At 71.0% G+C, this 21,693-nt stretch carries 25 protein-coding genes; 10 read left to right on the top strand and 15 right to left on the bottom strand.

What is annotated here, in order from left to right:
• Nucleotides 1-3: 3 nt before the first annotated feature.
• Genes Apa02nite_RS01220 through Apa02nite_RS01210 form a run of 3 tightly spaced genes read right to left on the bottom strand, consistent with a single transcriptional unit; the run spans nt 4 to nt 3,781 of the window.
• The gene (locus tag Apa02nite_RS01220) at nt 4-2,265 is read right to left on the bottom strand and encodes a heavy metal translocating P-type ATPase (protein WP_203823425.1); all 2,262 of its coding nucleotides are present in this window, start codon (nt 2,263-2,265) and stop codon (nt 4-6) included.
• A gap of 11 nt (nt 2,266-2,276) precedes the next feature.
• Nucleotides 2,277-3,149: a DUF8832 domain-containing protein gene (locus Apa02nite_RS01215; protein WP_203823424.1), complete on the bottom strand. Its 873-nt coding sequence runs from the start codon at nt 3,147-3,149 to the stop codon at nt 2,277-2,279.
• Nucleotides 3,150-3,196: 47 nt separating this feature from the next.
• Entirely contained in the window at nt 3,197-3,781 is a 585-nt protein-coding gene (locus Apa02nite_RS01210) for a TetR/AcrR family transcriptional regulator (RefSeq protein WP_203823423.1), read from the bottom strand.
• 63 nt (nt 3,782-3,844) lie between these two features.
• On the opposite strand from Apa02nite_RS01210, the gene Apa02nite_RS01205 reads away from it, so the two are divergent.
• Nucleotides 3,845-4,663, top strand: coding sequence for an SDR family NAD(P)-dependent oxidoreductase (locus tag Apa02nite_RS01205; RefSeq protein WP_239164039.1), 819 nt, complete (start codon nt 3,845-3,847; stop codon nt 4,661-4,663).
• Nucleotides 4,664-4,670: 7 nt separating this feature from the next.
• The gene (locus tag Apa02nite_RS51830) at nt 4,671-4,793 is read left to right on the top strand and encodes a hypothetical protein (protein WP_275412414.1); all 123 of its coding nucleotides are present in this window, start codon (nt 4,671-4,673) and stop codon (nt 4,791-4,793) included.
• Between the two features lie 4 nt (nt 4,794-4,797).
• On the opposite strand, the gene Apa02nite_RS01200 is transcribed toward Apa02nite_RS51830, so the two are convergent.
• The 5 genes from Apa02nite_RS01200 to Apa02nite_RS01180 all read right to left on the bottom strand — a co-directional run bounded on the left by Apa02nite_RS01200 (nt 4,798) and on the right by Apa02nite_RS01180 (nt 9,944).
• The gene (locus Apa02nite_RS01200) at nt 4,798-6,381 is read right to left on the bottom strand and encodes a tannase/feruloyl esterase family alpha/beta hydrolase (RefSeq protein WP_239164038.1); all 1,584 of its coding nucleotides are present in this window, start codon (nt 6,379-6,381) and stop codon (nt 4,798-4,800) included.
• A gap of 138 nt (nt 6,382-6,519) precedes the next feature.
• Nucleotides 6,520-7,485 (bottom strand): VOC family protein, encoded by a 966-nt coding sequence (locus tag Apa02nite_RS01195; RefSeq protein WP_203823421.1) that lies wholly within the window; start codon nt 7,483-7,485, stop codon nt 6,520-6,522.
• A complete protein-coding gene (locus Apa02nite_RS01190; protein ID WP_203823420.1) occupies nt 7,478-8,548 on the bottom strand; it encodes a 4-oxalomesaconate tautomerase in 1,071 nt (356 codons plus the stop codon). Before Apa02nite_RS01190 ends, Apa02nite_RS01195 begins: the two co-directional genes overlap by 8 nt.
• Complete coding sequence (locus Apa02nite_RS01185; RefSeq protein WP_203823419.1) at nt 8,545-9,222, bottom strand: 4-carboxy-4-hydroxy-2-oxoadipate aldolase/oxaloacetate decarboxylase; 678 nt, start codon at nt 9,220-9,222, stop codon at nt 8,545-8,547. The genes Apa02nite_RS01190 and Apa02nite_RS01185 overlap by 4 nt, the downstream gene beginning before the upstream one ends.
• Nucleotides 9,219-9,944, bottom strand: coding sequence for a PIG-L deacetylase family protein (locus Apa02nite_RS01180; protein WP_203823418.1), 726 nt, complete (start codon nt 9,942-9,944; stop codon nt 9,219-9,221). Before Apa02nite_RS01180 ends, Apa02nite_RS01185 begins: the two co-directional genes overlap by 4 nt.
• Nucleotides 9,945-10,034: 90 nt before the next feature.
• On the opposite strand from Apa02nite_RS01180, the gene Apa02nite_RS01175 reads away from it, so the two are divergent.
• Both Apa02nite_RS01175 and Apa02nite_RS01170 read left to right on the top strand, forming a co-directional pair.
• The gene (locus Apa02nite_RS01175; RefSeq protein ID WP_203823417.1) at nt 10,035-10,787 is read left to right on the top strand and encodes an NAD(P)-dependent oxidoreductase; all 753 of its coding nucleotides are present in this window, start codon (nt 10,035-10,037) and stop codon (nt 10,785-10,787) included.
• A 93-nt stretch (nt 10,788-10,880) separates the two neighbouring features.
• Entirely contained in the window at nt 10,881-11,864 is a 984-nt protein-coding gene (locus Apa02nite_RS01170) for an arabinan endo-1,5-alpha-L-arabinosidase (RefSeq protein ID WP_203823416.1), read from the top strand.
• Between the two features lie 2 nt (nt 11,865-11,866).
• On the opposite strand, the gene Apa02nite_RS01165 is transcribed toward Apa02nite_RS01170, so the two are convergent.
• On the bottom strand, nt 11,867-12,250 hold the full coding sequence (locus Apa02nite_RS01165) for a hypothetical protein (protein WP_203823415.1): 384 nt from the start codon (nt 12,248-12,250) through the stop codon (nt 11,867-11,869).
• A gap of 70 nt (nt 12,251-12,320) precedes the next feature.
• The gene (locus tag Apa02nite_RS01160; RefSeq protein ID WP_203823414.1) at nt 12,321-12,746 is read right to left on the bottom strand and encodes a hypothetical protein; all 426 of its coding nucleotides are present in this window, start codon (nt 12,744-12,746) and stop codon (nt 12,321-12,323) included.
• Between the two features lie 85 nt (nt 12,747-12,831).
• On the opposite strand from Apa02nite_RS01160, the gene Apa02nite_RS01155 reads away from it, so the two are divergent.
• Nucleotides 12,832-13,605, top strand: a complete 774-nt coding sequence (locus Apa02nite_RS01155) for a helix-turn-helix domain-containing protein (RefSeq protein WP_307871912.1) — start codon at nt 12,832-12,834, stop codon at nt 13,603-13,605.
• 1 nt (nt 13,606) lies between these two features.
• On the opposite strand, the gene Apa02nite_RS01150 is transcribed toward Apa02nite_RS01155, so the two are convergent.
• The 3 genes from Apa02nite_RS01150 to Apa02nite_RS01140 are packed head-to-tail and all read right to left on the bottom strand — an operon-like array spanning nt 13,607 to nt 15,974.
• A complete protein-coding gene (locus Apa02nite_RS01150; protein WP_203823413.1) occupies nt 13,607-14,656 on the bottom strand; it encodes an amidoligase family protein in 1,050 nt (349 codons plus the stop codon).
• Nucleotides 14,653-15,456 (bottom strand): hypothetical protein, encoded by an 804-nt coding sequence (locus Apa02nite_RS01145; RefSeq protein WP_203823412.1) that lies wholly within the window; start codon nt 15,454-15,456, stop codon nt 14,653-14,655. Before Apa02nite_RS01145 ends, Apa02nite_RS01150 begins: the two co-directional genes overlap by 4 nt.
• On the bottom strand, nt 15,453-15,974 hold the full coding sequence (locus tag Apa02nite_RS01140; RefSeq protein ID WP_067689968.1) for a SigE family RNA polymerase sigma factor: 522 nt from the start codon (nt 15,972-15,974) through the stop codon (nt 15,453-15,455). The genes Apa02nite_RS01145 and Apa02nite_RS01140 overlap by 4 nt, the downstream gene beginning before the upstream one ends.
• A gap of 104 nt (nt 15,975-16,078) precedes the next feature.
• Between Apa02nite_RS01140 and Apa02nite_RS01135 the strand changes: the two genes are divergently transcribed.
• The 3 genes from Apa02nite_RS01135 to Apa02nite_RS01125 are packed head-to-tail and all read left to right on the top strand — an operon-like array spanning nt 16,079 to nt 17,885.
• A complete protein-coding gene (locus Apa02nite_RS01135; RefSeq protein WP_203823411.1) occupies nt 16,079-16,408 on the top strand; it encodes a PadR family transcriptional regulator in 330 nt (109 codons plus the stop codon).
• Nucleotides 16,405-17,214: an ATP-binding cassette domain-containing protein gene (locus tag Apa02nite_RS01130; RefSeq protein ID WP_239164037.1), complete on the top strand. Its 810-nt coding sequence runs from the start codon at nt 16,405-16,407 to the stop codon at nt 17,212-17,214. Before Apa02nite_RS01135 ends, Apa02nite_RS01130 begins: the two co-directional genes overlap by 4 nt.
• Nucleotides 17,211-17,885 carry a hypothetical protein gene (locus tag Apa02nite_RS01125; RefSeq protein WP_203823410.1) on the top strand — a complete coding sequence of 225 codons (675 nt, stop codon included), beginning with the start codon at nt 17,211-17,213 and terminating at the stop codon, nt 17,883-17,885. The genes Apa02nite_RS01130 and Apa02nite_RS01125 overlap by 4 nt, the downstream gene beginning before the upstream one ends.
• Nucleotides 17,886-18,061: 176 nt before the next feature.
• Here the strand turns inward: Apa02nite_RS01125 and Apa02nite_RS01120 are convergent, their stop codons facing one another.
• Nucleotides 18,062-18,457 (bottom strand): spore germination protein GerW family protein, encoded by a 396-nt coding sequence (locus tag Apa02nite_RS01120; RefSeq protein ID WP_203823409.1) that lies wholly within the window; start codon nt 18,455-18,457, stop codon nt 18,062-18,064.
• Between the two features lie 265 nt (nt 18,458-18,722).
• Complete coding sequence (locus Apa02nite_RS01115) at nt 18,723-19,808, bottom strand: LacI family DNA-binding transcriptional regulator (RefSeq protein WP_239164036.1); 1,086 nt, start codon at nt 19,806-19,808, stop codon at nt 18,723-18,725.
• A gap of 94 nt (nt 19,809-19,902) precedes the next feature.
• Here Apa02nite_RS01115 and Apa02nite_RS01110 point away from each other — a divergent pair, with 94 nt between their 5' ends.
• The gene (locus tag Apa02nite_RS01110; RefSeq protein ID WP_067689964.1) at nt 19,903-20,769 is read left to right on the top strand and encodes a carbohydrate ABC transporter permease; all 867 of its coding nucleotides are present in this window, start codon (nt 19,903-19,905) and stop codon (nt 20,767-20,769) included.
• Entirely contained in the window at nt 20,769-21,677 is a 909-nt protein-coding gene (locus Apa02nite_RS01105) for a carbohydrate ABC transporter permease (protein ID WP_067689961.1), read from the top strand. Before Apa02nite_RS01110 ends, Apa02nite_RS01105 begins: the two co-directional genes overlap by 1 nt.
• Nucleotides 21,678-21,693 lie beyond the last annotated feature (16 nt).

Raw genomic sequence — 21,693 nt, 5'->3', positions numbered from 1 at the left:
ACGTCAGCGGCCTGATGTCGCCGGGCGGAAACCGCGCAGGCGCAGGCTGTTGGCGACGACGAAGACCGAGGAGAAGGCCATCGCGGCGCCGGCGATCATCGGGTTGAGCAGGCCCGCGGCGGCCAGCGGCAGGGCGGCGAGGTTGTAGGCGAACGCCCAGAACAGGTTGCTCTTGATGATCCGCAGGGTGCGGCGGGCCAGCCGGATGGCGTCCACCGCCACGGTCAGGTCGCCGCGCACCAGGGTCAGGTCGGACGCCTCGATCGCCACGTCGGCGCCGGTGCCCATGGCCAGGCCCAGGTCGGCCTGTGCCAGGGCGGCGGCGTCGTTCACCCCGTCGCCGGCCATCGCGACCACCTTGCCGGACTGCTGCAGGCGCTCGATCACGGCCACCTTGCCGGCCGGCAGCACCCCGGCGATCACCTCGTCGATGCCGACCTCGGCGGCCACCGCGCGGGCGACCCGCTCGTTGTCGCCGGTGAGCAGGATCGGGGTGAGGCCGAGGCGGCGCAGGCCGGCGACCGCGTCCCGGCTGGTCGGCTTGACCGTGTCGGCGACCGCCAGCACCCCGCGGGCTTCGCCGTCCCAGCCGGCCACGATCGCGGTGCGACCGGCCGCCTCCTGCTCGTCCACGGCCGCGGTGACCTCGGCGGGGACGGTCCAGCCCTCCCGCTCGAACAGTGCCGGGCGTCCGGCGAGGACGGTGCGGCCGGCGACGTCACCGCGTACCCCAAAACCGGCGAAGCTGGCGAAACCGTCCACCGTGAGGGAATCGCCCGCCGCAAGGGAATCGCCGGCCGCAAGCCCGAGGCTTCCGGGAGCGGAGGCCGCAGACTTGACGGAAGCGGCGACGATCGCCGTGGCGATCGGGTGTTCGGAAGCGGACTCGACGGCCGCCGCGAACCGCAACAGCTCCGCCGGGTCCTGGCCGTCGGCGGTCCGGACCGCGGCCAGCGCCATGTGCCCGGTGGTCACCGTCCCGGTCTTGTCCAGTACGACGGTGTCCACCCGCCGGGTCTGCTCCAGCGCCTCCGGTCCCTTGATCAGGATGCCGAGCTGCGCCCCGCGACCCGTCCCGACCAGCAGCGCCGTCGGCGTGGCCAGCCCGAGCGCGCACGGGCACGCGATGATCAGCACCGCGACCGCGGCCGTGAACGCGGCGGTCCACCCCGCGCCGGTGCCCACCCACCAGCCCAGCGTCGCCACCGCCAGCCCGATCACCACCGGTACGAAGACGCCGGAGATCCGGTCGGCGAGCCGCTGCACGCCTGCCTTGCCGGCCTGGGCCTGCTCGACCAGCCGGGCCATCTGCGCCAGCTGGGTGTCCGCGCCGACCCGGCTGGCCCGGACGACCAGCCGGCCACCGGCGTTGACCGTGCCGCCGACCACGCCGCCGCCCGGACCGACCTCGACCGGCACGCTCTCCCCGGTGAGCATCGACTCGTCCACCGCGGACGCGCCCTCCTCGACCACCCCGTCGGTCGCGACCTTCTCGCCCGGCCGGACCACGAACCGGTCGCCGGGGGAGAGCTGGTCGATCGGGATGCGCACCTCGCCGCCGTCGCGCAGCACCGCGACGTCCTTGGCGCCCATCTCCAGCAGCGCCCGCAGCGCGGAACCGGCGGTGCGCTTGGCGCGCGCCTCGAAATACCGCCCGGCCAGCAGGAACATGGTGACCCCGGCGGCCGCCTCGAGGTAGATGTTGCCGGACCCGTCGGTGCGGCCGATGTCCAGGCGGAACGGGTGGGTCATGCCGGGCTCGCCGGCGGTGCCGAGGAACAGCGCCCACAGCGACCAGCCGAACGCGGCGAGCGTGCCGAGCGAGACCAGGGTGTCCATGGTGGCCGCGCCGTGCCGGAGGTTGGTCCAGGCGGCCCGGTGGAACGGCCAGCCGCCGTAGACGACGACCGGGGCGGCGAGGGTCAGCGACAGCCACTGCCAGTAGTCGAACTGCCAGGCCGGGACCATGGCCAGCAGGATCACCGGGATGCTGAGCAGCGCGGAGATCAGCAGGCGGCTCTTCAGCGGATCCGATTTCTCGGAAATCTCTGGTTTTTCGGGAGCGGGCACCGCGGCCGTGTACCCGGTCTTCTCGACCGTCGCGATCAGATCATTCGCGGTCAGCGGCGCATCAAAGGAGACACTGGCCTTCTCCGTGGCGTAGTTGACCGAAGCGGTCACCCCGTCCATCCGGTTCAGCTTCTTCTCGATCCGCGAGGCACAGGACGCGCAGGTCATCCCGCCGATCTCGAGCTCAATCATCATGGCGGAAACCTTCAATTGTGGGCATGGCCGGCGCCGGTGACGGCGGTGAACTCGGCGAGGTGGACCTTCCCGCCGTGCTGGAACTCCAGGAAGAGCCGGTAGACCCCGCCGGACGGCACGGCGGCGTCGACGGTGATGTCCGGCCCGGCGACCGTGCCGTCCTGCGGGTGCATGTGCAGGTAGGCGAGGTCACCCTGGCGCAGCGCGACCAGGTGGCCGAACGACCCCAGGTACGGCTCGAGCGTCACCGGCTGCCCGCCCTTGCTGACCGAAACGGTCATCCACGACGTGGTGCCGGCCTGCGGCTCGCCGGCCCGGGTCACCGTGTAACCGTCCACCTCGGTCTGCCAGCCGGGCGCGGGCAGCTCGCGGGGCTGGTAGTCGCCGGCGGCGGGCACGTCCACACCGAGCACGAAGCCCTCGGCGCGGGCCAGGGGGGTGAAGTCGGCGAACACCCGGTACTGCCCCGGGTCGCGGACGGTCACCGGCGCCGACCAGGTCCCGTCGGCCGCCCGGGTCGGGTGCAGGTGCTGATAGCCGGTCAGGTCGCGGCGCACCACGATCAGGTGCAGCTCGGTCCCGTGGTCGGCGGAATACTGCGTGACCGCCTTGCCGTCCGGCCCGAGGATCCGGAAGGCGAACGTCTGCGCCGCTCCGGGGGTGAACCGGGTGGTGACCGGGCTCAGCGTGTACCCGTCCTGGGTGATCTGCAGCCCGGCCGGCAGCTGAGCGCTCGACACCTGATGGCTCCCGTGCTCGTCGGTGTGCGCCGGCGCGGCCGCGGGCTTCTCGTCCGGCCCGAGGAACCGGCCCGCGCTCAGCGCCACACCGAAAACCACGATCAACCCCATCGCGTACGCGGTGAGCCGCACCGAAGTCTTCATGCCCCCACCATACACATACCCCTGGGGGGTACCAAGGAGGCGACGTGTCAGGGCCGCAGCGCCGCCGCCGCGGAGTCGAACAGCTCGGGCAGGGTGACCGCTCCGTTGCTGCGTGCCCAGGCCTCTCCGGCCACGTCCAAGCAGGTGATGGCGCAGGCGACCAGGGCTTCCGCGCGTACGTCCAAGGGGTCCGTGGCGTCGGCCCGGAGCCGGCGGCGGACCTCGGGCAGCAGCGACGCCTGCCACTGCAGGTGCTTCTCGATGTGCCGGGCGCGCAGCGACGGCGTCTCGTACATCATCCGGGTGACCTTGAGCATGGTCTCCCCGTCGTACGCCACGTCCTTGATCGCGTGGAACGCCTGGCGCAGCGCGGTCCACGGGTCCTCGCCGTCCGGCCGCGCCTCGAGGGCCACCCGGGCCAGCTCACCCTTGGCGGCGAGGTCGCCGAGCACGATGTCCTCCTTCGTCCCGAAGTAGCGGAAGAAGGAGCGCCGGGAGATGCCGGCCGCCTTGGCGATCTCGTCGATCGTGGTGGCCTCGAAGCCGTGCGCCAGGAACAGGCCCATCGCGGTGCGGGCGATCTCGTCGTAGACCGCCTGGCGGGTCCGGTTCCAGAGGGTCTGTTCGGTCATGCCGTCAGCGTACCGCCAATGCCTGGTTGGCACTCAGTGCCAGGTAGGCATAGTATGCGACTCATGAGCGCTATCGATTACCGAGCACAGACCGTCCTGATCACCGGGGCCAGCGCCGGGCTGGGCGCCGAGTTCGCCCGCCGGCTCGCCGCGCGTGGCGCAGACCTGGTGCTGGTAGCCCGCCGCGCCGACCGGCTGGAGCGGCTCGCCGCGGAGCTGCCGGGCGTCACGGTCACCACGATCGCGATGGACCTCGCGGCGCCGGGCGCCGGCGAGCGGCTCAGCGCGGCCGTCGCCGAGCGCGGGGTGACCGTGACCAGCCTGATCAACAACGCCGGCTTCGGCACCAACGCGCCGTTCCACGAGGAGGACCCGGCCCGGGTCGACGCCGAGATCGCGCTGAACGTGACGAGCCTGGTCGGCATCACCCGGGCCTTCATCGACCGGCTGCGGGCCGGCGACGGCTTCCTGATCAACCTGGCCAGCATCGTGGCGTACCAGTCGAACCCGCGGATGGCGGTCTACGGCGCGACCAAGGCGTTTGTGCTCAGCTTCACCGAGGCGCTCTGGTACGAGTCGCGCGGCACCGGCCTGCGCGTGCTTGCCGTCTCGCCGGGCCCGACCGAGACCGAGTTCTTCGAGGTGGCCGGGCAGGCGGCCGACGGCGGCAACCGGCGGATGCGCGCCGACCAGGTCGTCGACCGGGCGCTGCGGGCCCTCGACCGGCGTAACCCGCCGCCCAGCGTGGTGACCGGCGCGGCGAACCGGACCATGACGTTCGCCAACCGCCTGGTCAGCCGCCGCCTGCAGGCCACCGTGGTGGGCAAGCTGATGGAGCGGTCGGCGGGTGCCCCGGCAACAATCAGCACCCCTAGTGCATGATCTTTGCATGGCGACGTTCCGAGCCGACGACGGTGTGGAGATCTTCTACGAGGTGTGGGAGAGCGAGTCCGCGCTGCCATGTCGGCGCTGCGCGACCCGGGATTCGTCCCGGCGCTGGTGGAGTTCTTGACCGTCTAGCTACAGACCAGCTTGCCGTTCACCACGCGGCAGGTCTTCTGATAGCCGTGGGTGTAGAGGGCCGTGCCGGCCCAGTCGTAGCCGACAGTCGGTGCGCCCCGCTCGGCGAACGGCGCGACCGCCCGGGACGTGGTCGCCGAGGTCGCCACGATCGATCCCGGCCGGGTGCCGGTCTCCACCCAGGCCATCACCGGGGTGAGCACGTCGAACGTGTTCGGCCCGAGCCCGCCGCCGCAGTGCGCCATGCCCGGGAACAGGTACAGCCGGGCGAAGGTGTCCACGGTCCGGCCGCCCATCGTCCGGCGCATCGCGTCGTAGTAGTTGAGCGTCGCCTGCGGGGAGATGTGCTGGTCGGACCAGCCGTGCCAGAGGACCAGCTTGCCACCGCCGCGGCGGAACCGGCTCAGATCCGGGTCGGTGGCCGAGAGGTAGTCCGAGGTGCGTACCGTCTCGCGGAACGACGCCAGGGTGAACTTCAGGTCGGTGAGCCGGTAGTCCGGGTCGGCGACGTTGCGGTAGGCGAGATAGCGCAGGAACGACAGCGCGATGTTCTCGCTGAACGTCACGTCACCCTGCTTCGACGGTACGAACAACGTCCAGTCCAGCTCGGAGCCCCACTCGTGGGAGATCTCCTGTTCGAGGCGCCGCCCGTGCGCGTCGGTCGCCCCGTCGTGCAGCTTGCGCACCACGGCCGCCTGCGCCCGGGTCAGGCAGGTCGCGGTGTCCGGGCAGACCAGCGTGCCCGGGTCGAACCGGCAGTCGCGCGGGTCGTCGAGGATCCCGTCGGCCACCCCGTCGAGGCGGTCACACGCCCGGACCACCGCCGCGTGGATCAGCGGCAGCTTGTCGGCCAGCAGGATGTACTGCCCGTTCGCGTCCTGGTTGGCCAGCACGTTCCATGCGTGGTGGAACGTGTTCTGCACGACGATGTTGCTGGCCGGCGCCCCGGCCGCGATCCCGTCGAAGTCGTCCGGGTAGCGCTGCGCCTCCATCAGCGCCTCCCGCCCGCCGTCCGAGCACCCGTCGAAGTAGCTGTAGGCGGGGGAGCGGCGGTAGAACCGCTGGATCAGCTGCTTGGCGACCTGCGCGGTGACGTGCACCCCGCGGTACGCGAAGTCGATCAGCGCTTGCGGGTTCCCGGCAGCCCAGGAGCCGTCGTTCTTGCCCTGGTGGCCCATGTCGGTGGTGGCGCTGGCGATCGTCCCGTCGGCGACCGGCCGGCAGCCCGCCGCCTGGGTGTAGTTGATCGTCGCGCTGCCGCACAGCCCGCCGCACCCGGTCTGCAGGTACCGCTGGGTCCAGCCCCGGGTCGGCAGCCGCATCACGAACGTGTCCGCCGGTGCGATGGTCCCGGTCACGGCGCAGTAGGGGGCGGGAGCGTTCGCGCCGGTCACCACGGCGGAGGTGACGGTGACGCCGCTGAGCTCGACCGTGGTGAGGTCCGCGCAGGACATCACCGGCAGGACGGCTTCGAGGTTCGCGAGCCCGCCGTGCGTGGCGGTGGCCCGGGCGTCACCGGGCATCAGGAGCGTGGCCGCCACCAGCAGCAGCACCGTGGTGATCGTTTTGACGAAGGACATATCCGATCTCCCGTCATCGACGTGAGTCAAAAGATAAGTCTCGATACATGTTATTAACAAGATGGCTATCAAGATTATTGACAATCGATGACGACGGCCCGGCGCGCGGTGCGCCGGGCCGTCCTTGCGTACGTACGATCAGGCCCACTTCGCCTCGGCCACCGGCGGCGTCCCGTGCGTGTGGAACGTCTGGATGGTCTTGAGGCCCCACGCCTGTCCCTTGGCCCGCTCCGCCTCGGTCCAGGTGACCACCTCGTGGTCCGGGGCGAGCAGCAGCCGCGCGCCGGCGTTGCACAGCTCGATCCGGTTCCCGCCCGGCTCGTAGACGTACAGGAAGAAGGTCTGCTGGATGGCGTGCTTGTGCGGCCCGGTCTCGATGTGGATCCCGGCCTCCAGGAACACGTCCGCGGCCCGCAGGATGTCCTCGCGGGTGTCGGTGGCGAACGCGATGTGGTGCAGCCGCCCCTCGGAGCCGGTCCAGTCCCGGGTGTAGACCACGTCGTAGGACTTGTCGCTGAACGTGTACCAGATCGCGGCCTTGGTGCCGTCGTCCAGCACGATCTGCTCGCTCGGCCGGCCGCTGAGCGCGTCGCTGACGAACGCCTCGGCCTGCGGCACGTCCCGGGCCAGGAAGTTGATGTGGTCGAGGCGGCGCACGTTGGAGCCGCGGCCGGGGAACCTGGCGGCCTGGTTCTTCAGCGACGGCCTGGTCTCGTCCGAGGCGACGTACCGCTGGGTCTCCCAGTAGACGCCGAACTGGTGGCCGTCCGGGTCGGTGAAGTGGTAGACCGGCCCGTACGCCGGCTCGTCCTTGCTCCACCCCTCGCCGAGCCCGGCCCGTTCGATCGCGGCGACCCGCCGCTCCAGCGCCTCCGGGCTGCGCGCCCGCAGCCAGGTCCGCCCGATCCCGGAGGTCGCCGCGCCGGTCACCTTGACCGAGAACCGCTCGTAGTCGTCCCAGGTGTGCAGGTAGACGCTGTCGCCGCGCCGGTCGACCACCTCCATGGCCATCTGATCGGTGAAGAACCGGACGGTCTCCTCCAGCACCGGGGAGAAGAGCTCGACCGCGGAGACGTGCGCGATGTCGCGAAGGCGTTCAGCCATGGTGGATGTCCTCCCGGGGGTAGACCTGTCCGTCGAGGAGCAGGCGCGCGGTGCTCACGATCGCCGAGCGGCCGACCGTGATCTCGTCCTCGGCCGTGTCGACGTCGATGATCACGTCGTAGAAGCCGGTGGGGTGTTCCAGGCGGATGGTCGCCGGTGCGTCCTCGATGTACGCGACGGTGTCCGGGATGGCCGCGGCGGTGCCGACGCTGACCGCCGCGAGCACGCCGATCGAGGCGTGCACCCGGTGCGGGATGAACATCCGGGTGCTCAGCGTGCCGCCGTGGGCCGGGTCGGCGAGCAGGCACATCTTCGGCACCGTGGCGGACGTGACGTCGCCGAGGCCCATCAGCTTCCCGGCGATCAGCCGCAGCTCCTCGACCCGTCGCCGCAGGCGGTTGTCCGCCTCCAGCTGGGCCGGGGTCTCGTAGCCGGAGACGCCCAGGTCACTCGCGTTGATCAGCACCACCGGCATGCCGTTGTCGACGAGCGTGGCCGGTACGCCGTCCAGGTCGTCGCGGACCCGGCCGGTGGGCAGCAGGCCGGGCGCGACCGAGCCGGCGGTGTCCCGGAACTCCACCTCGATCCGGGCGGCCGTGCCGGGCACGCCGCTGAGCGCGGTGTCGCCGGAGTACTCGACCCGGCCGTCCGGGGTGGGCACGGTGACGACGGCGAGGGCGCCGGTGTTGACCATGCGTACTCGTACCCTCGTGGTGTGGTGGTGAGCGGTGACCAGGCCGCGTTCGATCGCGAACGGACCCACCCCGGCCAAGATGTTGCCGCACGGCTGTTCCGCGCTGACGATCGGTGTGTCCACCTGGACCTGCAGGAACAGGTAGTCGACGTCGGCGTCGTCCGTCTCGGAGCGGCTGATCACGGCGACCTTGCTGGTCAGCGGGTGCCCGCCGCCGATCCCGTCGATCTGCCGGGGGTCGGGCGAGCCCATGATCGCCAGCAGCAGCCGGTCCCGCTCGGCCTCGTCGGCGGGCAGGTCCTCCTTACGGAAGTACGCGCCCTTGGACGTCCCGCCGCGCATGATCAGGACCGGAACCGGGGTGGTCATCGGTACTCCACGCCCAGCTGCTCGAGCAGCGGCCGCAACTGGTACATGTCCACGCCCAGCTCGCCGGCGGCCAGCCGCTCGCGCTTCGCCGCCTCGTTCGCGGTCCTGGCCTGTGCTTTCTTCACAACGGCCTCAGCTCTGGAAAACGGGATCACCACGATGCCGTCGTCGTCGGCCACGATCGCGTCGCCCGGCTCGACCACCTGTCCGCAGAGGACCACCGGGACGTTCACCGAGCCGGGGCTGGCCTTGACCGTGCCCTGCGGGCTGATCGCCCGCGCCCACACCGGGAAGCCCATCTCGCGCAGCTCGGCGGCGTCGCGCACCCCGGCGTCCAGGATCACGCCGACCGCGCCGTGCGCCCGCAGCGACGTGGCCAGCAGGTCACCGAGCATGCCGTCGGTGGACGGCGACGTGGTCGTGACGACCACGACGTCACCGGGGCGGACCGTCTCCACCGCCGCGTGGATCATCAGGTTGTCGCCGGGGTGGCAGGAGACGGTCACCGCCGAGCCGGCGATCCGCGCGCCGGACTGGATCGGGCGCAGCTCCGGGGTGAACGCCCCGCGCCGCCCGTCCGCCTCGTGCACCGTGGACGTGCCCTCGTCGGCGAGCCCTTTCAGGACGTCGGCGGCGACCCGGTCGATGTGCTGGACCACGACGTGGCGGCTCACGACAGCTCCCGGGTGACCTGCGGGTAGATCCGCATGTACGCCTCGGCCCGGGTCTCGTTCGGCAGCCCCAGGTTCGGTCCGGAGTTGCGGGCCGCCTGCAGGCCGCGGCGGGCGCCGAGCTCGGTGTAGTACGCGTGCAGGTGCTTCTGCGCGGCCAGGATCTCCATGGCCTCGCGCTTGCGCTCCCACACCTCGCTGACGTCCAGCAGCACGTCCGGCACGAAACCGCACTGCTCCGGCTGGTGCGGCTCGAAACAGAACACCGGCGGCGCGCCGATCACCTCGCCGGGCCCCTCGACGCCCGGCGCCTGGGCCAGCACCCGGGCCTTGAGCGCGATCTGGTGCGCGAACGCGTGGTCACCGTTGTACGGGTCGGCCGGCGCGTGGGTCAGCACCACCGACGGCTGCACCTCGCGGTACAGGTCGATCAGGCCCTGCAGCAGCGCCGGCGTCTCGACCAGCGGGTAGTCGTTCGCGTCGAAGAACCGGATCTCGGCGCCGAGCACCTTGGCGGCCTGCTCGGCCTCCTCGCGCCGGTGCGCCTTGACCTGGTCGAGGGTGTACCCCTTGCGCCACAGCGAGGCCGACTCGCCGCGCTCGCCGAAGCTCATGCAGCCGATCACCACGCGCTGGCCCCGGGAGTTGGCCAGGGCGATCGCGCCCGCGGCGCGCCAGACGAAGTCACCGACGTGTGCGGTGAGTACCAGGGTGGAATCGGTCATTACGCTCCCCAACGTCCGCCAATATGATTGTTAACAATCGACGCGATCCACCTTAGAGTCGGTCTAGGCCTGAAGCAACGGAGCGCTTTCATGATCATTGCTGTCCTGGGGCTGGGTGAGGCCGGTGGCCTGATCGCGGCCGACCTGGTCGCCGCGGGTGCCACCGTGCGCGGGTACGACCCCCGGCAGGCGCCGCCGGCGGGTGTCGTGGTGACCGGCAGCGACGCCGAGGCGTGCACCGGCGCGGACGTCGTGCTCAGCGTGAACAGCGCGGCCGACGCGCTCGACGCGTTGCGCGCCTCGCTGCCGGCGTGTGCCCCCGGCACCGTCTGGGCCGATCTCAACACCGCCACACCGGGGCTCAAGGAGCTGCTGCGGACCGAGGCGGCCGGCGCCGTCGAGGTGGTCGACGTGGCGCTGATGTCCCCCGTACCGGGAAAGGGTCTTCGCACTCCGATGACCATGGCGGGACCCGCCGCCGGACAGCTCGCCGCGACCCTCGGCGGTCTCGGCGCCGACGTGGTGGTGCTGGACGGGCCGGTCGGCACCGCCGCCACCCGCAAGCTGCTGCGCAGCGTGTTCTACAAGGGCATGGCCGCGGCCGTGGTCGAGGCCCTGGAAGCGGCGAAGGCGGCCGGGCTCGAGGAGTGGCTGCGCGGCAACATCGCCGCCGAGCTGGTCAAGGCGGACGCGGCCACGCTGGACCGGCTGGTGGACGGCTCGAAGAAGCACGCGGTGCGCCGCCGCGAGGAGATGGCCGCGGCCGCCGAGCTGCTGACCGAGCTCGGGGTGCCGCCGCGGGTGGCGACCGCGAGCCGGGACTGGCTCACCGACCTGATCTGACCTGATCTGATCTTTCCCACTCGGCGGGCAACCTTTCCCGCGCGCCGGGACACCTTCCGATTACATCCCCATCCTCGGAAGGTTCATCCCCCTATGACTTCCCGGTTCCGTAAGTGGCTGCTCGCCGGTGTCACCGGCGTGGTGGCCGTGTCCGCCAGTGTCTACGGCCTGACCACCGCGAACGCCGCGACCTACCCGAACCCCGGCGCGGTCACCGGCTCCACCGGCGCGCACGACCCGACGATCGTGAAGACGCCGGCCGGCGGGTACCTGCTGGCCGCCACCGGTGACGGCATCACGCTGAAGACGTCGAGCGACCGCACGAAGTTCACCGACGCGGGCAAGGCGTTCCCGAACGGCACGGCGTGGGCCGACGCGTACACCGGTGGCAGCGCGACCCTGTGGGCGCCGGACATCTCGTACCACAACGGCAAGTACCTGATGTACTACGCCGCCTCCACGTTCGGCTCCAGCAAGTCGGCGATCTTCCTGGCCGGGTCCACCACCGGCGCGGCCGGCACCTGGACGAACTACGGCAAGATCCTCGAGTCGACCGCGACCAGCGGCTGGAACGCGATCGACCCGAACCTGACGGTCACCCCGGCCGGGGAGTGGTACCTGAGCTTCGGCTCGTTCTGGACCGGCCTCAAGATGGTCAAGCTGAACCCGTCGACCGGCAAACGGGCCGACACCACGCTGGTGAACCTCGCCGAGCGCTTCGTGAACAGCAAGTCGGTCGAGGCGCCGTACGTCTACCACCGCGGCGGGTACTACTACCTGTTCATGGCGTTCGACCTGTGCTGCAAGGGCGCGTCGAGCACGTACCGCACCACGGTGGCCCGGTCGGCGTCGGTGACCGGGCCCTACAAGGACCGGGCCGGCACGCTGACCACGGCGGGCGGCGGCACCGAGATCCTGGCCTCGCACGACACGATCTACGGCCCCGGCCACCCGTCGGTCTTCGCCGACGGTGACGGCGACGTGCTGGTGTACCACTACTACACCGCGGCGGGTGACGCCAAGCTCGGCATCAACCGGCTGACCTGGAGCGCGACCGGCTGGCCGACGGTCTCCTGAGGTCAGGTCCGGCGGCGCCACCAGGGCCACTCGGGTGGCGTCGCCGGGTCGTGATGGGTCCGGCTCAGAAAGATCTCGTCCAGCGGATCGACCACGGCCGCCAGCTCCCGCCGGGCCCGGCCGGTGAGCCTGAGGAGCGCCTGGTCCAGCACGTCCCGGTCGTCCAGGTCGTCGCAGCAGGGGCAGTCGGCGGCGGCGCTCGTCAGGAGCCGGGCCCGCGGTTGGTGCACCGCCCGGCGCCATCCGGCCACGGCACGCCCGACGGCGCCCGCGCCCACGTGGGAACGCTCGATGGCGCGGATCTCGCGGATGGTGGCCGCGCTCAACCCGTCGATCGCCACGGTCTCACCCCGGTGCGCCCGGGGAGCGGGCGGCTTACGCCCCATCGTCCTTCACGGTCGTCGTCATGGCCCCGATGCTGGCACGCCGGCCACCCGGGCCGCCACCGGATAACTCTCAGTTCTCGATGAACTGGTAGTCGTGGCTGATCCGGCCGTCCGGCGCGAGCAACAGCACCTCCAGGCCGGTGGCCACCGGCTCGCCGCCGCCGTCGCGGTGCACCATCTGCCAGCGGAACTTGACCACGTCCCGGATCCGGTCGGCGTCGCCCACCGCCCGGAACACGAACGTCCCCGGCGCCACGAACTCCTGGTAGGCGCGGGCCACCCGGACCTCCAGAGCGTCGTGCCCGGTCGCGTCCAGGACCAGCCGGTCGAAGCCGAGCGCGGCGGCGGCCGCCCGCATCTCCTGCGGCGCGTTGAGCACGTGGGTCGCGCCGGAGGACCAGAGCTCACGGACGGCGGTGCGCCGGCGCTCCGGGTCGGGCTCGTTCCATACCGACACGTACCGGTCGGTCAAGGTCTTCAGGTCGGTGTCAGCCATGGCGGCAACTCTTCTGACGCGGGTGCGGCCCGGCAATTCCCCGCCGGGAATCGCGCGGCCGCGCCGCAGCCGGTACACAGGAGCGGTGCAGACGGTGAACGACGCGATGCGGACCTGGCGCACCCGGCGGCGGGTCAGCCAACTCGAGCTGGCCACCCGGGCCGGCACCACCCAGCGACACGTCAGCTTCATCGAGAGCGGGCGCTCGGCACCGGGCCGCGAGATGATCATCAGGCTGGCCGAGTCCCTCGACGTGCCGATCCGGGACCGTAACGACCTGCTGCTGGCGGCCGGGTTCGCGCCGGCGTACCCGGAGAGCGGCCTGGACGACCAACGGCTCGCACCGGTCCGCATCGCCCTCGATCGGATCCTGCAGGGTCACCTGCCGTATCCGGCGGTGGTCGTCGACCGGCACGGCGACCTGGTCTCCGCGAACGCCGGTTTCGCCATGCTCACCCGCGGTGTCGATCCGGTATTGCTCGCCCCGCCGGTCAGCGTGCCCCGGGTCCTGCTGCACCCGCGCGGTCTCGCGCCGCGCATCGTCAACCTGGGGGAGTGGTCCCGGCACGTGATCGACCGGGTGCGGGCGGAGAGCCTGCGCAACCCGGACGACCGGCTCCGGAGCCTGGCCGCGGAACTCGACGGTTATGCGCCCCCGCGCCCGCGACAGCTCCCGCCGGGACATCTCGGCTTCGCGGTGCCGCTGCGCCTGAGGGCCGGCGACCGCGAGTTGCGGTTGATCACCACATTGACCCATTTCGGTACGGCCACCGACGTCACCGTCGCCGAACTGCGCCTGGAAGCGTTCCTGCCCGAGGACGAGCCGACCGCGACCGCCCTCGCCGAGCTGGTCCGCTAGGTCAGTCCCGGCCGGCCAGGGCCTCGGCGGCCAGCTCCAGCAGCGTCTCCACGTCGTCGCCGTCCGGGATCGGCTCCGGGTACGTGCACCGGTCCAGCAGCAGCTCGACGAGCGCGGCCTGGTCGATGATCGGCCCCGCCTCGATCGCACCGGGCAGGATCCGGATCTCCACGGTGTCCCGGATCGGGGTGTCGGTGAGCAGCTGGGTCAGGTTCACGTCGAAGTACTTGGTCAGCTCGCCCTCGGCCGCGGCGGTGCGCAGCTCGGCGTAGGTCGGGGTGCCCTTGACCGCGGTGACCAGCGGTTCCGGCAGCGGGGCGAGCCGACGGCAGGCCGGGTTGGTGCGCAGCACCGCCCGCAACGACTCGCGCTGGTAGGAGAACAGCCGCACCAGGTTGGCCAGCGCGTGGGGTGCCCGGAACGGCCCGCCGTCCACGTGCAGGTGCACGGCCGCCTCGTACGGGACGGTGAACCCCAGCTCGCGCGCCGGCCCGAGCAGCTCTTCCAGCCGTTCGGCGTGGCCGGTGGTCAGCGGCGGGGTGATGATCTCGCACGGTCGTTCGCGTTCCCCGCCCATCGGCGCGGCCAGGGCGATCGTCACGTCACCGGCGTCGTTCAGCCGGTACACGTCGCCGTGCTGCTGAACCCGGCTGCCCCACAGCTGGGCCGGCTCGGTCAGCACGGTGCCGATGGTGCTGGCCGGGTCACTGTGCCGGGCCAGCAGCCGCAGCAGCCGGCCGTCGTCGGTCAGCACCCGGAACCAGCCCGGCTGCGGCGGCGCCTTCGGGTCGAGCCCGGCCATCAGCGTGATGTCGTCGACGAGGGTGCAGAGCAGCGAGCCGTCCGGGCGGCGCACCTCGAAACCCTGGGTGAGGTGCAGGAACCGGCCCAGTCCGGGGACCAGCGACGGTTCGCTGTCGGAGTGCCACACCGGCCGGACGCTGCCCCCGCAGCGTCCGGCCAGGTCCGTGGCGAGGGTGCGCCGGCTGACCCTGGCGGGGGCCATCAGCTCGATTTCGAAGCCGGTGCGCCGGCGCAACCTCGAGGTCACGGCTTGATCGGCAGCGTCTGACCGGCCAGGAGCCGCTTGCCACCCGCGATCTTGGCGTCGTACGGGGTCTTCAGCTTCCACAGCTTCGCCAGCTTGACGGCGTCTTCGTAGTCGTACCCGGCGTTGAGGAACGCGTCCACCCGGGCGCCCTCCTGTGACTGCTCGGCGGCCTTCGGGTCCGGCTTGATCGGCAGGGTCTGACCGGCCAGCAGCCGCTTGCCACCCGCGACCTTGGCGTCGTACGGGGTCTTGAGCTTCCACAGCTTGGCGAGCTTGACCGCGTCGTTGTAGTTATACCCGGCCTCGAAGAACTTGATCACCGAGGGCGGGGTGGTCACATCGGGAGCGGGGACGTGCTGGAACGGCAGGGTCTCGCCGGCCAGCAGCCGTCGCCCGGCCTCGCCCTTGATCGCGGCGATGTCGCTGGTCGGCATGTTCCACAGCTTCGCGAGCTTGAACGCGTCGTCGTAGTCGTAGCCGGCCTTGAAGTACGCGGCGTACGCGGCCTCCGGGTCCACGCTCGGCGTCACACTCGGCGACGCCTGTGCGGCCGCCACGAACGGCGAGCCGGCCGAGCCGGTGCCCGCGTCGGGGCTGCCCGGAAGGATCGCGGGCAGGTTCACCACCGCGGCGATCAGGCCGGCGCCCAGTGCGGCGCCACCGGCCACGGAGGCGCCCCGGCGACGCCACTTGTGCCTGGTGGAGAGCTCGACGACCTTGGCGTACACCGCGGCCGGGTCGGGGGTCTGGTTCTCGTGGGACTCGAATGCTTCGCGCAGCCGGTCACCGTGGTTGGTCACGACTTCTCCTCGGCAGAAACCATCATCATTTCCCGCTCCGACGAGAGACGGAGCGTTCGTAGTGCCTTCGAGGCCTGACTGCGCACCGTCGCCGGGGAGCAGTTGAGCAGATCGCCGATGGACTCGTCGTCGAGCTGCTCGTAGTAGCGCAGCACGAGCACGGCCCGCTGTTTGCGGCCGAGCTTGGCCAGGCGGTTCCAGATGGCGTCGGACTCGACGACCCGGTCGGCGTGGTCGTGCACCCCGCCACGGGCGTCGTCGATCTCGGCCAGACGTTCTCCGGCCAGATGCAGGTTGCGCACCGCCCAGGAGCGCCGCCAGCTGAGGTACTCGTTGAGCACCATCCGCCGGACGTACGCCTCGGGTGAATCCGCATCCCTGATCCGCTTCCACCGGACGTGCGCACGGGCCAGCACCTCCTGCACGACATCCTGTGCGAGATGACGGTCGCCGGTAAGTACGACCGCGTACCGCAGCAGGCTGGGCAGGCGGGCCATCGCGAACTGCTCGAAGGTCACACCTGAATCGACGCGCCCCGAGTCGCTCCTGTGCACCGGCGTTCCCGACTTTCTTCGAAAAGTTCTACTAGGTAGCCAGACTGCTAACCAGTTAGTCTGACTACATGATGTCCAAGCCGTGGCTGCACGGCTTCCTCGACCTGTGCCTGCTGGCCATGCTCGCCGAGCGCGCCGATTACGGATACGGCCTGGCCCAGCGCCTGGCTGCGGCCGGCGTCGCCGACGTCCCCGGCGGCACCCTCTATCCTGCGCTGCTCCGCCTCGAAGAGCAGGGACTCGCCGTACCGAGCTGGGCGCCGTCCGAGTCCGGCCCGCGCCGGAAGTACTACGAGATCACCCCGGCCGGGCGGACCGTCCTCGCCGAGCAGGCCGCCCAGTGGTCCCGGTTCCGCACCGGGGTCGACACCCTGCTGACCGCGGTGGCGCCGCGGTGAGCGACTGGCCGGACCGTTTCCACGCCGAGCTCGTCCGGCTCGGCGTGCCCGGGCCGCGTGCCCGCCGCCTCACCGAGGACACCGCCGCGCAGGCCGCCGAGACCACCACCGACCCGGCCGGCCTGTTCGGCCCGGCCCACCTCTACGCCCGGCACCTGGTCACCGAGCTGGCCGCACCGGTCGGCGCGACCCCGCCCCGGTACGCGTCCGGCCCGGTCCTGCTCACCCTGGCCGGCGTCGGCAAGCGGTACCGGCGGCGCACCGTGCTCAGCGGCGTCGACCTGACCGTGCGCGGCGGCGAGGTGGCCGCGATCGTCGGCGCGAACGGCTGCGGCAAGTCCACCCTGCTGCGGATCTGCGCCGGGCTGACCCGCCCGGACGCCGGCACCGTGCACCGCACCCGCCGGGTCGGCTACGTCCCGCAGGACGGTGGCACGGCCGGCTGGCTGACCGCCGACGAGCACTTCGCGCTGTTCGGCGCGGCGGCCGGCGTCGTACCGGGCCGGGCCCGCTCCACCGGCGCCCACCTCGCCGCCAAGCTGGCCTGGCGCCCGGAGCCCGGCCAACGCGCCCAGCAGCTCTCCGGCGGCACCCGGCAGAAGCTCAACCTGGTGCTCGGCGAGCTGCACAGCCCCGACCTGCTGCTGCTCGACGAGCCATATCAGGGCTTCGACCAGGGCACCTACCTCGACTTCTGGCACCAGGTGCACGCCTGGCGCGACGCCGGCCGCGCCGTCGTGGTGGTCACCCACCTGCTGCACGACCTCGGCAACGTCGACCACGTCCTGGATCTGGGGGAGCGATGACCGCACTGGTGGTGGCCGGGCTCTCGGCCCGCGAGGTGAGCCGGCGCCGGACGGCGGTGCTCCTGGTGATCGCGTTACCGCTCTGGTTCTACCTGGTCCGCCGCGACCAGACCGGCCAGTCGATCCGGATGCTGGCGCTCGGCATCGGCTGGGCGATCTCCACGCTCACCCTGTTCGTGGTGAACGCGTCCCGCGGCGTCGACCCCCGGCTGCGTCTCTCCGGCGCCTCGGTGACCGGCCTGGTCGGCGGCCGCCTGCTGGCGATGAGCGGCACCGGCGCCCTGCTCGCCCTCGGCTATGCGCTGCTGGCCGGCCTGGACCAGGACGTGCCGCACCCGGTACTGGCCGGCCTGATCATGCTGATCTCCGCGCTGATCGCGGCGCCGTTCGGCAGCCTGGTCGGCTCCCTGCTGCCCCGCGAACTGGAGGGTGCGCTCGCCCTGCTCAGCGTCTGCGCGGTCCAGATGCTCGCCGACCCGGCCGGCCTGACCGCGAAGCTGATGCCGTTCTGGTCGGTCCGCGAGATCGGCACCTACGCGGTCGACGGCGGCGACATCAGCATGCTCTGGCACGGCCTCGCCCACGCCGCGCTGGTCTGGCTCCTCTGCGCCGCCGGCACCCTGGCCGTCTTCAGCCACCGTCTCCGTCTGGCCCACTACCCCGAACCATAAACCCCATATGGTACGAATTCGGAGCACCAGTCCGTAGGCTACGAGCCGCGGCCTCGCCCGTGAGGCCGCCGCGAGACCGCAGCTGCTCCGTGCCGCAGCGCGGCGCGAGGCCCCGGCTGGTCCTCAGGGGTGTCTCGACCGCGCGGAAGGACCCCTGAGCACCAGCCGGGAACGGCTCAGCGGCGCCGCCGCCGGTGCCCGCGCAGGACCGAGCGGGCCACCAGCAGCGCCACGATCGCGACCACCTGCCCGCCCAGCACGATCTTGTTGACGTCCACCGCCGGCTTCCAGTGGACGTCACCCTCCTTCAGGATGAAGACGCCGGCCGGCTTGGCGGACAACCCGTAGCCACCGCCGGAACCCTCGCCCTCACCCTCGGCGGCGGCCTTCTCGCCGGCCGGGGCCTTGCCGGAGCCGGAGCCACTCCCGGCCCCCGCGCTCACCTTGGCCACCGGCAGCAGGATGATCCCGTCCCGCTCCACCGGCTCACCGAACACCCGGCCCACCACGGCGTTGTCGGTCGCGGCCCGGGCCTTGTCGAGCAGAGCACCGCTGTCCAGTTTGCTGGTCATCGTTCCCCCTCTTCTCTTTCAGGCCACCCTGACGCATCCCCGTCCCGGATACCGTCGGGTAGCGGACACCGCAACCGCAACTTCACACGCTGCCCGTGTTCGCGGTGTGCGTGGGGTTTTTGGGTGTGGAGCGGACCGTAACTTCACACGCTGTCCGTGCTCGCGGTGTGCGTGGGGTTTTTGGGTGTGGAGCGGACCGTAACTTCACACGCTGCCCGTGTTCGCGGTGTGGGTGTGAAGTGTGGGTGTGGAGCGCGCCGCAACGTCACACGCTGTGGTGGGGGGCGGTGCTGTTGCGGATGACCAGGTGGGTGCGGACCAGGTCGGTGCCGGGGGCGGCCGGGCCCGAGGCGATCTGGTCCAGCAGCGCCTGCACGCAGCGCCGTCCCACCTCGGCGAAGTCCTGGTGCACGGTGGTCAGCGGCGGCAAATAGGACGACGCGTCGGCGATGTCGTCGAAACCGACCACGCTGACGTCCTCCGGCACCCGCCGTCCGCGCTCGTGCAGCGCCCGCAGCACCCCCAGCGCCATCTGGTCGTTGGCCGCGAAGACCGCGGTGCAGTCGGCCGGCAGGGTGAGCCCGGCGCGATAGCCGCTCTCCGCCGACCAGTCACCGCGCGTGATCGCCGGGACCGGCCGGCCGGCCTCCTCCAGCACGGTCCGCCAGGCCAGCGCGCGGCGTTCGGACGCGTAGGACTCGGCGGGACCGGCCAGGTGCCACACCGTCGGGTGGCCGAGCTCGAGCAGGTGCCGGACGGCCTGCCGGGCGCCGTCGGCCTGGTCGGTGTCGACCACCGGGTACCGCTCGCCGGCGTCCGAGTCGACCACCACCGCGTGCACGCCGGGCGGCAGCGCGACCGAGGTCGCGTCCAGCAGGTGGATCTCGATGATCACGATGACGCCGTCGACGGCGAGTTCGCCCATCCTGGTGAACGCGCCGAGGACGTTGTCCTGGGTGGGCGCGCCGACCGGGATCAGGGTGGTCGCGTACCCCGCGGTGGCGGCCTGTGTCGCGATCGCCTCGACGGTGCGGCTGTTTCCGGTCGAGCTGAGCCCGAAGAGGATCACGCCTAGGGTGTTGAAGCGGCCGTAGCGCAGCGAGCGGGCCGCGCTGTTCGGCCGATAGCCCAGCTCACGCATGGCGGCCAGGACCTGCTCACGGGTGGACTCGACGACGCCGGCCTGCCCGTTGGCGACCCGGGACACGGTCTGTGAGGAGACCCCGGCCAGCTTGGCGACGTCGGCCATCGAGACCCGTTGTTTCCGGCGACCGCCGGGCACGTCCGATCCCCCGCGGAGGCGCTGCGTTTCGATGGTGAACTCCTTGACCGGCCTGGTGACCCGTGTCACGATACCGCACACATGTTTGCGTAAACATTTCCGATCGTTGCCAAACATGTTTACGTAAACATCCCCCAACGACTTCGAACGTAAAGGAGGCACAGTGACACGTCGTACCTGGATCGGCTGGCAGTTCGTAGCCCCGTTCCTGGCGGTGTTCGCGCTGGTCTTCCTCGCACCGATCGTCTACTCGGTCTACCTCAGCCTGTACCGCACCCGGCTGATCGGCGGCACCAGCTTCGTCGGCGCGGAGAACTACACCAAGGCGCTGCACGACCCGCAGTTCTGGTCGGCGGTCGGCCGGGTCTCGCTCTTCATGGTCGTCCAGGTGCCGATCATGTTGCTGCTGGCCCTGCTGATCGCGCTGGCCATCGACAGCGGGCGGCTCTACGGTGCGGCGTTCTTCCGCATCTCGATCTTCCTGCCCTACGCGGTGCCCGCCGTCGTGGCCACCCTGATGTGGGGCTTCATCTACGGCGACCGGTTCGGCCTGGTCGGCAACATCAACGACTACTTCGGCGTGCACCTGCCCGACCCGCTCGCCCCGGACCTGGTGCTCGCCTCCATCGGCAACATCGTGACCTGGGAGTTCGTCGGCTACAACATGCTGATCCTGTACTCGGCGCTGCGCGTCGTGGACACCTCGCTCTACGAGGCGGCGGCCATCGACGGCGCCGGGCAGTGGCGGATCATCCGGGCGATCAAGCTGCCCGCCCTGCGCGGGCCGCTCCTGATCACCACGATGTTCTCCATCATCGGCAGCTTCCAGATGTTCACCGAGCCGGTGGTGCTCAAGACCATCGCGCCGAACGCGATCCTCACCTACTTCGCCCCGAACTACTACGCCTGGCAGCTGTCCTTCGGTGGCCAGCAGTACAACTACTCGGCCACGGTCGCTGTGGTGATGGGGCTGATCACGATGCTCGTCGCCTACCTCGTGCAGGCCCGTGCCGTACGAAAGGCCGGTTGATGGTCGCCGCACCCACGATCCGCCCGGCGGCGCGCCGCCAACCTCTGCCGAAGAAGCGCCGTCAGGCGCAGCCGAGGAACAAGACGCTCACCGTGGTGACCGCGCTGATGGTCGCCTACACCCTGTTGCCGCTGGCCTGGCTGCTGATCAGCGCGACCAAGACCCAGGAGGGGCTGCTCGACTCGTTCGGGCTGTGGTTCGCCGACGACTTCGCGCTCTTCGACAACATCGGCCGGGTCTTCACCTACCAGGACGGCATCTACCCGCGCTGGCTGCTCAACACGGTCTTCTACGTGGTGGCCGGCGCCGGCGGAGCGACGCTGCTGTCCACGCTCGCCGGGTACGGCCTGTCGAAGTTCGCCTTCCGTGGCCGCCGGGCGGTCTTCGCGGTGATCCTCGGCGCGGTGGCGGTGCCGCCGACCGCGCTGGCCGTGCCGACCTTCCTGCTGTTCGCGAAGATGGGCATCACCGACAGCCCGTGGGCCGTGATCATCCCGACGCTGATGGCCCCGTTCAGCCTCTACCTGATGTGGACGTTCTCCAACGAGGCGGTGCCGAACGAGATCCTCGAGTCGGCCCGGGTCGACGGGGCCGGCGAGTTCCGCATCTTCTTCAAACTGGCCCTGCCGCTGCTGGCACCCGGCACCGTCACGGCTCTGCTCTTCAACGTGGTCATGACCTGGAACAACCTGTTCCTGCCGCTGATCATGCTGAAGGACCGCCACCTGTACCCGATCACGCTGGGCATCTACACCTGGAACCAGCAGTCCCAGACGGTCGGCGGCGACGTCGTCTTCAACCTGGTGATCACCGGATCCCTGCTCGCCGTCATCCCGCTCATCGCGGCCTTCCTGCTGCTCCAGCGTTACTGGCAGTCGGGTCTGGCCGCGGGCAGCGTCAAGCAGTAACCCCCCACCGAGCAAG

Source organism: Actinoplanes palleronii (assembly GCF_016862315.1).
Classification (GTDB): Bacteria; Actinomycetota; Actinomycetes; order Mycobacteriales; family Micromonosporaceae; genus Actinoplanes; species Actinoplanes palleronii.
Note: the sequence above shows the minus strand (reverse complement) of the source record. Positions and strands in the feature narration are given on the sequence as shown.